Origin of the sequence: Pseudomonas sp. MMS21 TM103 (assembly GCF_022132145.1) — a bacterium.
GTDB lineage: Bacteria > Pseudomonadota > Gammaproteobacteria > Pseudomonadales > Pseudomonadaceae > Aquipseudomonas.
Genome location: NZ_JAJISP010000001.1, coordinates 515022 through 529442 on the forward strand (window position 1 = coordinate 515022; position 14421 = coordinate 529442).

The 14421-nt window shown below is 63.7% G+C and carries 11 protein-coding genes and 1 pseudogene; 8 read left to right on the forward strand and 4 right to left on the reverse strand.

Annotation, left to right across the window (positions count from 1 at the left end; all coding sequences use genetic code 11):
* Window positions 1-112 precede the first annotated feature (112 nt).
* Together LJY18_RS02405 and LJY18_RS02410 are read left to right on the forward strand one after the other, a co-directional pair.
* Window positions 113-601: a GNAT family N-acetyltransferase gene (locus LJY18_RS02405; protein WP_238040129.1), complete on the forward strand. Its 489-nt coding sequence runs from the start codon at window positions 113-115 to the stop codon at window positions 599-601.
* Window positions 602-680: 79 nt separating this feature from the next.
* The gene (locus tag LJY18_RS02410) at window positions 681-1130 is read left to right on the forward strand and encodes a DMT family transporter (protein ID WP_238040130.1); all 450 of its coding nucleotides are present in this window, start codon (window positions 681-683) and stop codon (window positions 1128-1130) included.
* A gap of 13 nt (window positions 1131-1143) precedes the next feature.
* On the opposite strand, the gene LJY18_RS02415 is transcribed toward LJY18_RS02410, so the two are convergent.
* Window positions 1144-2076: an SdiA-regulated domain-containing protein gene (locus LJY18_RS02415; protein WP_238040131.1), complete on the reverse strand. Its 933-nt coding sequence runs from the start codon at window positions 2074-2076 to the stop codon at window positions 1144-1146.
* A gap of 472 nt (window positions 2077-2548) precedes the next feature.
* Between LJY18_RS02415 and LJY18_RS02420 the strand changes: the two genes are divergently transcribed.
* The 4 genes from LJY18_RS02420 to LJY18_RS02435 all read left to right on the forward strand — a co-directional run bounded on the left by LJY18_RS02420 (window position 2549) and on the right by LJY18_RS02435 (window position 7727).
* Window positions 2549-4036: a SulP family inorganic anion transporter gene (locus LJY18_RS02420; RefSeq protein ID WP_238040132.1), complete on the forward strand. Its 1488-nt coding sequence runs from the start codon at window positions 2549-2551 to the stop codon at window positions 4034-4036.
* A 13-nt stretch (window positions 4037-4049) separates the two neighbouring features.
* Window positions 4050-4901, forward strand: coding sequence for a universal stress protein (locus LJY18_RS02425; protein WP_238040133.1), 852 nt, complete (start codon window positions 4050-4052; stop codon window positions 4899-4901).
* Window positions 4902-5277: 376 nt separating this feature from the next.
* Window positions 5278-6399 (forward strand): GGDEF domain-containing protein, encoded by a 1122-nt coding sequence (locus tag LJY18_RS02430; protein WP_238040134.1) that lies wholly within the window; start codon window positions 5278-5280, stop codon window positions 6397-6399.
* A gap of 203 nt (window positions 6400-6602) precedes the next feature.
* Window positions 6603-7727, forward strand: a complete 1125-nt coding sequence (locus LJY18_RS02435) for a GGDEF domain-containing protein (protein ID WP_238040135.1) — start codon at window positions 6603-6605, stop codon at window positions 7725-7727.
* A gap of 4 nt (window positions 7728-7731) precedes the next feature.
* On the opposite strand, the gene LJY18_RS02440 is transcribed toward LJY18_RS02435, so the two are convergent.
* The 3 genes and pseudogenes from LJY18_RS02440 to LJY18_RS22625 all read right to left on the reverse strand — a co-directional run.
* Complete coding sequence (locus LJY18_RS02440; protein ID WP_238040136.1) at window positions 7732-10182, reverse strand: glycogen/starch/alpha-glucan phosphorylase; 2451 nt, start codon at window positions 10180-10182, stop codon at window positions 7732-7734.
* Window positions 10183-10314: 132 nt separating this feature from the next.
* Window positions 10315-11052: a methyl-accepting chemotaxis protein gene (locus tag LJY18_RS22620; RefSeq protein WP_442964472.1), complete on the reverse strand. Its 738-nt coding sequence runs from the start codon at window positions 11050-11052 to the stop codon at window positions 10315-10317.
* Window positions 11053-11178: 126 nt separating this feature from the next.
* Window positions 11179-12246: pseudogene (locus tag LJY18_RS22625) on the reverse strand (HAMP domain-containing protein); the annotation flags it as partial.
* Window positions 12247-12512: 266 nt separating this feature from the next.
* Between LJY18_RS22625 and LJY18_RS02450 the strand changes: the two are divergent.
* Window positions 12513-12938, forward strand: coding sequence for a cupin domain-containing protein (locus tag LJY18_RS02450; RefSeq protein WP_238040138.1), 426 nt, complete (start codon window positions 12513-12515; stop codon window positions 12936-12938).
* A gap of 807 nt (window positions 12939-13745) precedes the next feature.
* Complete coding sequence (locus LJY18_RS02455) at window positions 13746-14420, forward strand: collagen-like protein (protein ID WP_238041129.1); 675 nt, start codon at window positions 13746-13748, stop codon at window positions 14418-14420.
* Window position 14421 lies beyond the last annotated feature (1 nt).

The window sequence follows — 14421 nt, forward strand, 5'->3', positions numbered from 1 at the left end:
GCTGAACGGCCTGGCCATGACCGCAGCCGTCGTGGCGCGGCGGCTGCAGACCAGCCTTGGCTCGGCGAAATCATGTTCACTTGACGCAATACCCCACTGATCAGGACGCCCGATGAATCAGCCCGCAATGTTTAGCCACCGCCCCGCCAGCGCCGCCGACCTGAGCGCAATAGTCGCGTTCGCGCAGAGCGCCGAGGAGTTGTTCTTTGCCTACCCGAAGGCCGACTGGCCACTCAGTGTCGGCCAGTTGGCCGCGGCCATGGCCGAGCGCCGCGACAGCACTGTGGTGCTGCTGAATGGCCAAGTGGCCGGCTTCGCCAATTTCTACCAATGGCGGCATGGCGACTTCTGCGCCCTCGGCAACCTGATGGTCGCGCCCTGGGCACGCGGCCAGGGCGTGGCGGGCTATCTGCTGACGGTGATGGAGCAGCTGGCGCGCGACCACTACAAGGCCACCCGCATGCAGGTGTCCTGCTTCAACGCCAACAGCGCCGGACTGCTGCTCTACCCCAAGCACGGCTATCAGCTCAGCGCTGTGGTCGAGCGCCGCGACTCGCAAGGCGCGCGGGTGGCATTGATTCAATTCGCCAAGGCGTTGTAAGGCAACTCCCCGACCCTCCAATCCTGACTAAATAGGCAGCTTTACGGCATACTTGCGCGCCCGCGCTCTGGAGATACCCATGCCCGTCCCGATCTGGTGGTTACTCGCCCTGCCCTTTCTCGCCGGCGCCTGCCTGCCGCTGCAAGCGGGGATCAACGGCCAGCTGGCCAAGCAGGTGTCGAGTACCCTCAGCGCCGCCTTGATCTCCTTTCTGGTCGGCAGCCTGGCGCTGCTGCTGATGGTCCTGGTCCAGCGCGAAGCGCCCAGCCTCAGTGCCCTCAAGGGGATGACCTGGTGGCATTGGAGCGGCGGCCTGCTCGGCGCCTTCTTCATCTTCATCGCCGCCTTCGCCGGGCCGCGTATCGGCGCCTTGCTGCTGATGGCGCTGGTTCTGGTCGGCCAGCTGAGCATGGCCCTGACCCTCGATCATTTCGGCTGGGCAGGTTTTCGCGAAGCCCCGGTCAGCCCCGGCAAGATCGGCGGCTTGCTGCTGATCGTCGCCGGTATCTGGCTGATCAGGCGCGGTTAATCGGCCGCCGCAATCACTTGCGCTCGAATTTGTAGAACAGATTGGGTTCACTGACCAGGTACAGGTTGCCGCGGTCGTCCAGGGTCATGCCTTCGCCCTGCGGCACACTGTCTTGCAGGCCGGCGAAGCCGCCAAGCAACGAGCGGAAGCTGATCAGCTTGCCCTGGCCGTCCAGCTCCATCAGCAACTTCGACTCATCGCTGAGCAAGGCCAGATGACCGGTCTGTTCGTCGTAGTGCACTGAGGACAGGTCGGTGGCGAAGACATTCTTGATCCATTCCTCGCGGTCGATCACTTGGAGGTCGAAGTCGCCTTCGATGCTCGCTTTCAGCCCGCGGATTTCATAGAGCTTGCGCGGCGACTGCTCCTTGACCACGAACAGCCGGTCACCGCCGCGATCGTAGCCGGCACCCTCGAAGCCCTGATTGTCGCCCGCCTCGATACCCAGGGTCAGCGCCTGGAAATCCTCGCGAAACAAGGCGCCGGGCTGGTCCGGCACCTCGACCACCACCAGCGCCTGGTTACGCTCCTCGGCCAACAACAGCAGGTCGTCTCCCAGGTAGGTGATGCCCTCCACATCGCTGAAACCGCTCAGCGGATAGCGCGCCAGGACCTCGCCGTCCGTGCTCAGGGCCAGCAACTCTTCCGGGTTGTTGACCACCGCCCAGAGCTGGTCGCGGCGCTCGTCATAGGTCAACCCGGAGAGGTTATCGCTGACACCCGGCACAGCCTTGGCGTCGACCCGCACCCGGTATTTCGACAACCACAGGCTGCGGTCTTGCCACTCGGTTTCGTGCCAGGAGGTCTGGATCCAGAAGTACAAGCGGTCATCCAGGTGCAAGGTGCGCATTTGGTAAACCAGGCTCAGCAAGACCAACAGCAGCGCCCATGTCCATGGACTTAAGAGAGGTAGCCGTCCGAGCACCCCCTTGGCAGTTGACATCATCGCTGGTCACTCTCGCGTGCAGATGGGAGGAGGCAGTCTGCTCCGCGATTGTTGCAATCCGCGTAGCTCAGTAGCGTTCGGCACGCGTGCGCACAGAACTGAGAGCCCGCGCCAGTCGGCGCACGGGTTGGATCATGCGGCGCCGGCCAAGTTCCGCCACGCGCCGAAGATCAGCCGTGCGCGGGTGCGGGCAAACCCCGTCCGTGTTAAGGTGCGCGGCCTTTTTTTGCTTCGATGGATAGAGACAGGTCGTCATGACACTGGCCCAACCATTACGCTGCCTGCCTCAGCCGCCATAGCGTTACGCCCCTCCTGCATCGCCCCGCCGGTTTCCCGGCAGCTCGGTTGCGCGCCCTTGCGTATCAAAACGCTGTTCGGTCATGCGCTTGTTTTATTTTCAAATCTGCCATTCACCCTGTCCGCCCTGCGCTTATTCGCGCGGCAGCACAACCCAGTCCTTTGGAATTACGCCATGCTGCAAAGCCTGAAAAACACTTGGTTGTTCAACATCCGCGGCGACGTGCTCGCCGGCCTGGTGGTGGCGCTGGCGCTGATTCCGGAGGCCATCGCCTTCTCGATCATCGCCGGGGTCGACCCCAAGATCGGTCTATACGCCTCCTTCTGTATCGCCGTGGTGATCGCCTTCGTCGGCGGCCGTCCGGGGATGATTTCCGCCGCCACCGGGGCCATGGCCCTGCTGATGGTGACCCTGGTGAAAAACCACGGCCTGGAATACCTGCTGGCCGCCACCCTGCTCTGCGGCGTGCTGCAGATCGGTGCCGGCTACCTCAAGCTCGGCTCACTGATGCGCTTCGTCTCGCGCTCGGTGGTCACCGGCTTCGTCAACGCCCTGGCGATCCTGATCTTCATGGCCCAGCTGCCGGAACTGACCAACGTCAGCTGGCACGTCTACGCGATGACCGCCACGGGCCTCGCCATCATCTATCTGTTCCCCTATGTGCCGAAGATCGGCAAGGTCATTCCCTCGCCGCTGGTGTGCATCCTGTCGATGACTGCCGTGGCCATGGTCCTGGGCCTGGACATCCGCACCGTCGGCGATATGGGCGAGCTGCCGGACACCCTGCCGATCTTCCTTTGGCCGGACGTGCCGCTGAATCTCGAGACCCTGGCGATCATCTTCCCCTACGCCGCCGCCCTGGCCGTGGTCGGCCTGCTCGAGTCGATGATGACCGCAACCATCGTCGACGACCTGACCGACACCACGAGCGACAAGAACCGCGAGTGCAAGGGCCAGGGCGTAGCCAATATCGCCTCGGGCCTGCTCGGCGGCATGGCCGGTTGCGCCATGATCGGTCAGTCGGTGATCAACGTGAAATCCGGCGGCCGTGGTCGCCTGTCCTGCCTGACCGCCGGCGTCGTGTTGCTGCTGATGGTGGTGTTCCTCAGCGACTGGGTCAGCCAGATCCCCATGGCCGCCTTGGTCGCGGTGATGATCATGGTGTCGATCGGCACCTTCAGCTGGGACTCGCTGCGCAACCTGAAGCAGTTCCCACTGTCCACCAACATCGTCATGCTCGCCACGGTGGTGGTGGTGGTCTTCACCCACAACCTGGCCTATGGCGTGCTGGTCGGCGTGCTGCTGGCGGCGATGTTCTTCGCCAACAAGATCGGCCACTTCATGCACATCAGCTCGGAGGCCGACAACGACGGCACCCAGCGCCACTACAAGGTGGTCGGCCAGGTGTTCTTCAGCTCCGCCGACAAGTTCGTCGCTGCCTTTGACTTCAAGGATGCGGTTGATAAGGTGAGCATCGACCTGTCCCGTGCGCACTTCTGGGATATCACCGCCGTCGCCGCCCTGGACAAGGTGGTGCTCAAGTTCCGCCGCGAAGGCACCGACGTCGAAGTACTGGGCCTCAACGAAGCCAGCGCCACCATCGTCGACCGCTTTGGCGTCCATGACAAACCCGAGACCGTCGACCAACTGATGGGCCACTGACAAGGAGCACAGCATGACCCACGTAATGGCTTGTATCGATGGTTCGCAATCCGCCACCGGCGTCTGCGACTACGCCGCCTGGGCCAGCCAGCGCCTCGACGCACCGCTGTGCTTCCTGCATGTCCTGGATCAGGTCCAGTACCCACAGCAGAGCGACCTCAGCGGCACCATCGGTCTGGGCAGCCGCGAACACCTGCTGGCAGAACTGGCGGCGCTTGACGAAAAACGCGGCAAGCTGGCCCTGGAGCAGGGCCATCACCAGCTCGAAGCAGCCAAGGCCCGGGCCATCGCCGACGGCGTGAACAACCCGCAACTGCGCCAACGGCATGGCGATCTGGTGGAAAGTCTCGGCGAACTGCAAGCGGACATCCGCCTGCTGGTGATCGGCCGTCAGGGCGAAACCAGCGACAACCTCAGCCAACTGGTCGGCAGCCACCTGGAGAACGTGATCCGCACCCTGCAGCGGCCGATCCTGGTCAGCTGCGGCGAGTTCAAGGCGCCGCAGAGCTACCTGTTCGCCTATGACGGCAGTGCCACGGCGCGTAAAGGCATCGAGATGATCGCCGCCAGCCCGCTGCTCAAGGGCCTGCCGTGTCACCTGCTGATGGTCGGCGCCGATACCAGCGACGCCTGGGAACAGCTCAAGGCCGCCGAACGCGTACTGCAGGGTTCGGCCAGCGAGGTGCACCTGGCAATCCGCGCCGGCGAAGTCGAACCGACCCTGCACGCCTACCAGACCGAACACGGCATCGACCTGCTGGTCATGGGCGCCTACGGCCACTCACGAATTCGCCAGTTCCTGGTCGGCAGCACCACCAGCCACTTGCTGCGCACCAGTGTCAGCCCGCTGTTGATCCTGCGCTGAGTCGCCCGCTGCGCTCGGCGCTGGCCATAGGGGCGACGATCTGGATCTCGAACGCCTTCGTCGCCCCTGGATGAGCCGCAACGGCTGATCCAGGACGAGCACAATCACGAGCAGGCAGTCGAACGGGATCAGAGCAAGGTCCGCCGCCTGTCGTCCATGCTCAGTAGCCAAAAGCCATGCGCGAAGCCACGCCCGCGCGCGCAGCATCAGCGCATCCACCTGCAATGGCGCAGCTACGGCGGGTCGGTTGCACGCCTGGCGACCGACCCGCCAGGTTGCTGCGTATCCGCGCGTCAGCACGCGTGATGGCAAAGTGGCACTCCAGGCCCGACTGACGCATTATGGCGGGGCCCAGCGGTTTTTGTGATCACACATTATGAGCAACGCCGAAGTACCCCGCGACCCCCAGACCTTTGTCCTCTGGCGCGAAGCCCAGGACACACGAACCCGTACCCGCCTGGGCGGTATCTACTACCTGCTGGCGTGGTTGCTGACCTGGCTGTTCAGCGACAACCCGACCGAACTGCTGGCATGGGGACTGGCCGGAGCCGGCTGGTTCGCCCTGCTGCTGGCGCTGCGCCTGGTCCATCGCCTGCCCGCGCAGGAGACGCCACACGCACTGCGCACCTGGCTCGACCGCCACTGGGGCTTGGTTCTGCTGACCGCGCTGTCCTGGGGACTGGTGCATGCCTGGGCCCTCACCGAGCCGGCATTCGCCAGTTCCTGGCTGATCGCCACCCTCAGCACCATCGCCTTCAGCACGGCGATGGCCTTCAATTTCTCGATGCGCAAGGGCCGCGCCATTGCCGCCCTGCTCCTGCTCTATCTACCCGGCCTGGTCGCCCTGGCCCTGAACTGGCATGAACAGCACGCGATCCTGATCACCCTGGCCTTCTACTTGAGCTACCTGGTCCTGGCGCTCATCCGCAGCCACCGCGAGTACCACAACACCCTGGCGCTCGAACTCGAACTGCTGGAACAACAGCAAAGCCTGGAACAACTCAGCCGCACCGACAGCCTGACCCAACTGGGCAACCGCTATCTGTTCAACAGCCTGTTCCCGGTGATGGTTGCCAACGCCAAGCGCCAGAACGAGCCGATGTCGCTGGTGCTGCTGGACATCGACTTCTTCAAGCGCGTCAACGACGAACACGGCCATGCCTGTGGGGACAGCTGCCTCAGCGTTTTTGCCGAACGCATGCGCCAGATATTCCGCCGGGGCAGTGATGCCCTGCTGCGCCTGGGTGGTGAGGAGTTCGGCGTACTGATGCCCAATACCACGCTGGAACAAGCCTGCCTGCTGGCGGAGAGCTTTCGCCTGGAACTGACCCAACATGGCTTCGAAGTGCAGGGCAACACCCTGCCATTGACCTCCAGCCTCGGCGTCGGCTGCTTCGATCCGCAGCGCGACGACAACGCCGAAGCCTTCTTCAAGCGCGTCGACGATGCGCTCTACAAGGCCAAGGATACGGGCCGCAACCGCCTGGTCCAGGCCTGAGCAGAAGCGCCTGCGGCCCGAAGCCCCGATACGATCCGGACCGGGGAGATGACGCCCTGGTATCTCGACTGCCGCTCGCGTTGCGCACGACAACTAGTGCCAATTATCGACCGGGTTGCCCGGCACAATGGCCAGCGGGCCGACCAGAGCAAATGGCCATCGTTCGGCTAGGCTGAAACTGTAGTTCTCCGAGTACGACGCCGATGAAGCCTGAGCCTGCGGCCCCCAGCACCCGTCTCAGCTTGTGGCGGGAGGCAAGCGATACCCATGTCCGCTCCAGGTTTGCCGGCTATTACTACCTGCTGGCCTGGGGCCTGCTCTGGTTCACCAGCAGCGAGCCCTTGGAGAGCCTCTGGGCGTGGGCCGGTGGCAGCCTGTTGCTGCTGGTGTTCTTCGCCCTGCGCAGTCAGCATCGCCCATCCGCACAACTCGACCCGGCGCAGCTGCAGCGCTGGCTGGATTTACACTGGCTCACCATCCTCCTCCAGTCGATGACCTGGGGCCTGATGCTGGCGGGCCTGCAGTTGCTCCCAGGGATAGTCGCCTCGCACCTGCTGATCATGCTCAGCGCAGTGGTGTTCGCCACCGCCCTGGCGTTTACCTTCCCGATGCGCATGGGCCGTTGCACACTGGCGATCCTGCTGACCTACCTGCCCAGCACTGCGGTGAAGTTCCACCTGGGCATCGGCGATATCGGCGAATCCGTGGCATTGGTGGCTTACCTGGTCTATCTGGGTCTGTTCCTCTATCGCTGGAACCGCGAATACTATATCGGCCTCGAACGCGAACTGCGTCTGCTGCAGCACGGCGAACAGCTGGACCGGCTGAGTCGCACCGACGCCCTGACCGAACTGGGTAATCGTTATCAGTTCAATGCCCTGCTGCCTGCCTGGCTGGCCAACGCACGTCGACAAAACGGCCAGCTGACCCTGATTCTGCTGGATATCGATTACTTCAAGACGGTCAACGACCAATACGGTCACCGCACCGGCGACCTCTGCCTGCAGGCCTTCGCCGAACGCATGCGCCAGGTGTTCCGCCGCGACAGCGATATCCTGCTGCGCCTGGGTGGCGAGGAGTTCGCCGTACTGATGCCCGACACCCCCCTGGAGCAGGCCATCCCGCTGGCCGAGCGTTTTCGCACCTCGCTGGTCGAGCAGCCCCTGCACATCCAGGCGCAAGTGCAGGAGCTGCCGCTGACCTGCAGCCTCGGCATCGGCCACTTCCTGCCACTGTGCGACGACTCGGCGGAAACCTTCTACAAGCGGGTCGACGACGCCCTCTATCGCGCCAAGGCCAGGGGCCGCAATCGCCTCGAACCGGCCTAGCCTCTCAGTCCAGCACCCGCCAGATCTCGGTAGCGTATTCGCGGACGGCACGGTCGGCCGAGAACCAGCCCATGCGCGCGGTGTTCAGCACCGCCGAGCGCCACCACTGCTTGGGCGTGTTCCAATGCGCATCGACCAGGCGCTGGTGATCCCAGTAGTCATCGAAATCGGCGCAGACCATGTAGCTGTCATGCACGGTCAGGCCGTCCACCAGGCCGGCATAGCGCGACGGCTCGTCCGGCGAAAACACCCCGCTGCGAATTGCCAGCAGCGCCTCGGAAAGCCGCGGCGAGGCGGCAATGGCCGCCTCGGCATTGAGATCGCCAGCGCGCTGACGCGCCTCCACCTGGCGCACGGTGAGGCCGAAGATGAACATGTTCTCGTCGCCGACCCATTCGCGCATCTCCACGTTGGCGCCGTCCAGGGTGCCGATGGTCAGGGCGCCATTGAGGGCGAACTTCATGTTGCTGGTACCCGAGGCTTCCAGGCCGGCGGTGGATATCTGCTCGGACAGGTCGGCCGCCGGGATGATGCTCTCCGCCAGGGTCACGTTGTAGTTGGGGATGAAGACCACCTTCAGCAGTCCACGCACCGTGGGGTCGGCGTTGACCGTGCGGGCGATGTCATTGGTCAGCTTGATGATCAGCTTGGCCTGCAGGTAGTTGGCTGCCGCCTTGCCGGCGAAGATCTTCACCCGCGGCACCCAGTCGGTGCTCGGATCGGTGCGTATCGCCTGATACAGCGCCACTGTGTGCAACAGATTGAGCAGCTGGCGCTTGTACTCGTGGATGCGCTTGACCTGCACGTCGAACAGCGCGTCGGGGTCGAGGTCGATCCCCAGGCGCTCCCTGACCAGCGCGACCAGGGCCTCCTTATTGTGCCGCCGCTGCGCGGCGAAGCGCTTGCAGAAGGAGGCCTTGTCGGCGTAGGGCTCGATATCCCGCAAGCGGGCCTGCGGCGCATCCAGCAGCGCCGCACCGCCGACGTCGACCAGCAGTGCGGTCAGGCGCGGATTGGCCTGGTACAACCAGCGGCGAAAGGTGATGCCGTTGGTCTTGTTGTTGATCCGCGTCGGGTACAGCCGGTGCAGCTCGGCGAACACAGTGTTACGCATCAGCTGGGTGTGCAGCGCCGAGACGCCGTTGACGCTGTGGCAGCCGAGGAAGGCCAGGTTGCCCATACGCACGCGCCGCCCATGCTCCTCCTCAATCAGCGAGACGGCCCGCAGCAGCCCGAAATCATGGATGCCCTGCCCACGCAGGGCATCGATATGCTGGGCGTTGATCAGGTAGATGATCTGCATATGGCGCGGCAGCAGGCGCTCCATCAGCGCCACCGCCCAGGTTTCCAGCGCCTCGGGCAGCAGGGTGTGGTTGGTGTAGGCGAGCGTGCCGGTGGTTAGCGTCCAGGCCTGCTCCCAGGACAGGCCGTGCTCGTCCAACAGCAGCCGCATCAGCTCGGCCACGGCAATCGCCGGGTGGGTGTCGTTGAGCTGGATCGCCGCCTGCTCGGGCAGCGAGAGCAGGCTGCCATGCTGCGCCAGATGACGGCGCAACAGATCCTGCAGCGAGGCGGAAACGAAGAAGTATTCCTGGCGCAGGCGCAATTCCTGGCCAGCTGCACTGCTGTCGGCCGGATAGAGCACCCGTGAGATGCTTTCGGCGCGCGCCACCTCGACCACTGCGCCTATGTGGTCGCCGGCATTGAAGCGCTCCAGATGCAGGTTCTCCTCGGCCCGGGCGCGCCACAGGCGCAAGGTATTCACACTGGCCCCGCGCCAACCGACGATTGGCGTGTCGTAAGCGATGGCGCGCACCGTCTCGCCCGGCTCCCAGGTTTGCCGGACAACGCCCTGCCCATCGACCTGCGTCGTCACCGCGCCGCAGAAACCAACCGGGTAGTTCACCTCGGGCCGCTCGAACTCCCAGGGGTTGCCGAACTCCAGCCAGTTCTCGGTCTGCTCCTGCTGCCAGCCATCGACGATCTGCTGGCGGAACAGCCCGTGTTCGTAGCGGATGCCATAGCCGTGCGCGGCCACGCCGAGAGTCGACATGCTCTCCAGATAACAGGCGGCCAGGCGGCCGAGGCCGCCGTTGCCCAGCGCGGCGTCCGGTTCCAGGGTACGGATGCGTTCGAGGTCCACTCCCAGCTCCGCCAGGGCCGTGCGCGCCACCTCCAGCAGGCCCAGGTTGCTGAGGTTGTCGATCAACAGGCGGCCAATCAGAAATTCCAGCGACAGGTAGTACACCCGCTTCTGACCCTCGCGGTAGATCTGCCGGGTGTGGTCCATCCACTGGTCGACCAGGTGATCACGGGCAGCCAGGGCAATGGCCTCGAACCAGTCGTGGTCGAAGGCATGCTCGGGATCCTTGCCCACCGCATAGGTGAGCTTGGCCAGCACGGCGGCGCGAAAGGCCGCCACTTTTTCAGCGGAAACCAGCGACTCCTCAGACATAGTCGGCGACCTCGGCGACGGTGGACGAAGAACGGTGGGAGAGCCTCGCTTAAACTCTAGTTGATTCGACCCCAGGCCAGCGGCTCGGGTTCGGCACTCCGTCGCATCAGGGGCCGCCGGCCGACGAACGCCCTACAGCCTGAAGCTGCCCATCTGCCGCGCCAGATCATCCGCCAGGCCACTCAGGGTCTGGCAGTCCTCTCGACAACTGCGCACCTCGTCGGCGGTGGCATGCGCCAGGTCGGCGATGCCCTGCACATTGCGGTTGATCTCCTCGGTGACCGACGACTGCTCCTCGGTCGCCGCCGCCACCTGGGTGTTCATGTCGCTGATGGTTTCCACCTGCTCGGTGATCGCCCCCAGCGATTGGCCGGTGCGCTGGCTGGCCTCGACCCCGGTGCCGGTGGCGGCCTGGCCGGCATGCATGGAACTGACCGCGGTGTCGGCGCCCTGTTTGAGGCGCAGGATCATCTGCTGGATTTCGTCGGTGGAGCTCTGGGTACGGCTGGCCAGGGTACGTACCTCGTCGGCCACCACGGCAAAGCCGCGGCCCATTTCACCGGCCCGCGCCGCCTCGATGGCGGCGTTCAGCGCCAGCAGGTTGGTCTGTTCGGAGATGCCGCGGATCACCGCCAGCACCTGGTCGATGGACGCCACCTGCTCGGCCAGTTCACCCACCGCCGCGGCCGCGCTGCCAATGTCGGCGGACATCCGCTCGATGTGCTCGATCGACTGACCGACCACCACACGCGCCTGCTGCGCCTCATCACGGGCACCGTGCGAGGCCTGGGCGGCGCGGTTGGCATTGCCCGCGATTTCCTGCACGGTCAGGCCCATCTCATGCACCGCGGTGGCGACCATGTCGGTCATTTCCTGCTGCTGGCCGGCGCGCCCCGCGGTGTTCTCCACCACCCGGGCAACCTGCTCGACCGAGCTACGCAGGCGTTCGCTGGTGGCCAGGACATCGGCGATCAGGCTGCGCTGACTGCCGACGAAACTGTTGAAACCGCGGGCCAGATCGCCCAATTCGTCGGCCCGCGACTCATCCAGGCGGCGGGTCAGGTCGCCGCCGCCACCACCGATCTCCACCAACGCCGCCGTGACCTGGCGAATTGGCCGCACCAGTCCGCGTGCCAGCAGCACCACCAGGCCGAGGAACAACAACGCCACGCCGCCACCGATCAGGCTGCTCATCAACAGGGCCTGACGCGCCTCGGCATAGATTTCCGCCTCGGGTATCTCGCTCACCAGCAGCCAATCCAGGGTCTGCAGCGGCTGGGCGATGGCCAGGAAGCGCTCGCCATCACGCTGGAAGGACACCGCATCGCGGCCTTTGGCCAGCAACTCGCTCGCCGCCTGGTCACCGACCAGCTGGCCGAGGTCGCGGCTATTATTGAACTCGGACTGCGGGTGCACCTTGACCTTGCCGTCCGCGCTGACCAGATAGACCCGGCCAGCCTCGCCGAAATGGAAGTTGCGAACCATCTCGGACATCGCGCTCAGGCTGAAGCCCAGACCGGCCACCCCCAGCGTCTTGCCAGCGGCGACGACACGCTGGTTGATGAACAGGGTCGGTTCGCGGGTGGTCTGGTCGATGTCGATATCCAGCGAGCGCGCCTTGCCGCCATCGACGAAACCGTAGAACCAGGCATTCTCGGCCGGCCCGCGCGCCAGACTGCGATCGAGGCCCTTGCCGGTGAAATAGTGACCGCTGTCCAGGCCGACAATAAAGGTCGTCAGGGCTTTTTGCTGAGTCTGCACAGCGCTCAGGTAGCGCACGAACGCGGCCTGTTGAGTGGTGTCCTCGCCTTGCTCCAGCCAATCCACCACCAGGCTGTTCTCGGCAATGCCACGGGCAGCGGTCAGCGGCTCGGTCAGCACACGCTCGAGATCGTTACGGATGGCCAGGATGCTCGCCGGCAACGCCTCCTCGACCAGATAACGCTCGGCCAGACGGTTGACCACCGCCGAATAGATGCCCACCACGATGAGGATGCTGGCAAGCAACGCCGCGCCCATGCTCAGGATCAGTTGCCACTGAATGCTGCGTTGCCAGAAATGCATGGGAAGCCTGCCTTGTTATTGTTGTGGGTAGCCAGAAGAATTGCATACAGCATTGTGCACAATTTTCCAGGCAGTGACAGTCATTAGCCATTATCGAGCATCCGCACCGACAGCTGGATGAGCGGCCTACCCAGGACGAATCGAGTACCACCCCTTTCGACTGCCCCCTTTAGACCCACTCTTGGGCGGCGTGCCGCGCGCCCCCTAGCCTAGACTTTAGGCATCACCAACGATCACGCCGCCGCGTCTACTAGCGAAGGAATTCCATGAGCGCTACTGAAATCAAAGTCGGCCAACTTGGCATCAACTACGTCGTCGATGGCTCGCAAACAGCGAGCATCGGAATGTTTGAACTGACAGTGCCACCGGGCTCAAACGTTCCTCCGCCGCACAGTCATTCCAACAACGAAGAATGCCTGTACGTTCTGGAGGGAACCCTTCGATACACGGTTGGAACTGAGACGCGCGATCTGACGCCAGGGCAAAGCATGAGCACGCCAAAGGGCGTGGTTCATGCTTTCTCGAACCCTTTCACCGAGACCACTCGTGCCTTGGTCGTCCAGTCTCCGGACATCGGCGCCCAATACTTCAAAGATGTCGCCGCCGTGGTCAACGCCGGAGGATCGCCGGATAAAGCGGCCCTGGTGTCCGTGATGTCCAAGTACGGGCTTGTCCTGGCCACACCGAAGTGATGCCTTACCACTTCAAACCCCTGCAGTTTTAACTGCAGGGTGAGTTGGCTTTTAGCCTTGATTTGAGACCGGCTAGTGGGCGGCTCCTTTTTAGTCGCCTTTATCTGTCTTTTTCTTTCCTGGGCTAGTAGCGGCCGCTGCGGGCGAAGGTGTGGCTGAACTCAACCTCGGCGGTGGTTTCGGCGACCGGCCGGCCGTCGACGAACCACCAGCGCCGGCCAGAGAGCCCGCTCGTCCTCCGGCCACGGCAGGGAAAACAAGCGGTCGGTACTAAGCAGAAGCGTCAGAAACTGTATCGGCTGCATAACGACCCCTACCGAAGACGTATCCAGGCGAACAGCACTGCCCAGCAACCTGCTGACGCCCGATAAAGCCCTAACACCCTGTAATCAGGCGACTTTCATGGATAGTACAGCGGCAGCTTCGCACCCAAAGCATGCCATTTATCTGGCGCCGATTGTCTGCAATCTGCCTAATCATCAACCAGCAGCAGCCGATCGTCGGAATACTGTCGCAAAGCGCTTAAACACTGTTTCAGCTGCTTTACAACGTATCGGCGTCGATCTACACCCACATCAAACTGACACCAGGTTGATGTGGGCCGCGCTCCTGGGTCAGCACACGAAAGTCATCGGCCTCAACCTCAGCCTCAGGACTCCCAACCAGGGATCACAGGACACCGCGAAGCCGCCAACCCCGACCCGGGGCTGGCGGCTTGGGGCCGCTCAGGCCCACACAGGGAGCATCGCAGCGGAATGGTCTGACTAGTAGGAGAGGAGCGCTCTTTTACCGGACAGGACAACAATCATGGATTACATGCACCCAAGAAGTTCTCGGCAGGCAGCAGACCACAACCAGCTGACCGCAATGGATGCGGGCAGGCCTTTACGCGGCGGTATGGCGGTTTTACCTACCGCTCTGCTGTCGGCGGTGCTATTCGGCCTCAGCACGCCAACGCTGGCGGATCACACCGTCGAGCACGTCGTGACCAACCTCAAGGGCGGCCTTGGTGCCCTCGAGCAGCGGGTGTGGGATTGCGAACATGGCATCGGCGGCGCCTGCCCTGGCACCAAGGGGGAGAAGGGCGATACCGGCGAGCAAGGCATCCAGGGCGAGAAAGGCGACACCGGCGAACAAGGTATCCAAGGCATCCAGGGCAAGAAAGGCGACACCGGCGAACAAGGTATCCAAGGCATCCAGGGCGAGAAAGGCGACACCGGCCCGGAAGGCCCCACCGGCTTGGCCGCTTGGGAATCCGTATCCGTCGACTGCAACAACTCAGGCGGCAACGTAACCTGCACGGCGAACTGCACCGGGGACAAGAAAGTGCTCGGTGGCGGTGTTCTCAATACCAATGCCAACTGGTCCGTCATTGCAAGTTACCCAGTAACTGGTACGGGCTGGACAGCAGTGCTATCACGGCAAACCGGTTCGACCACTACCAGCGTCACCACTTACGCCCTTTGCGCGAACACCAACTAGT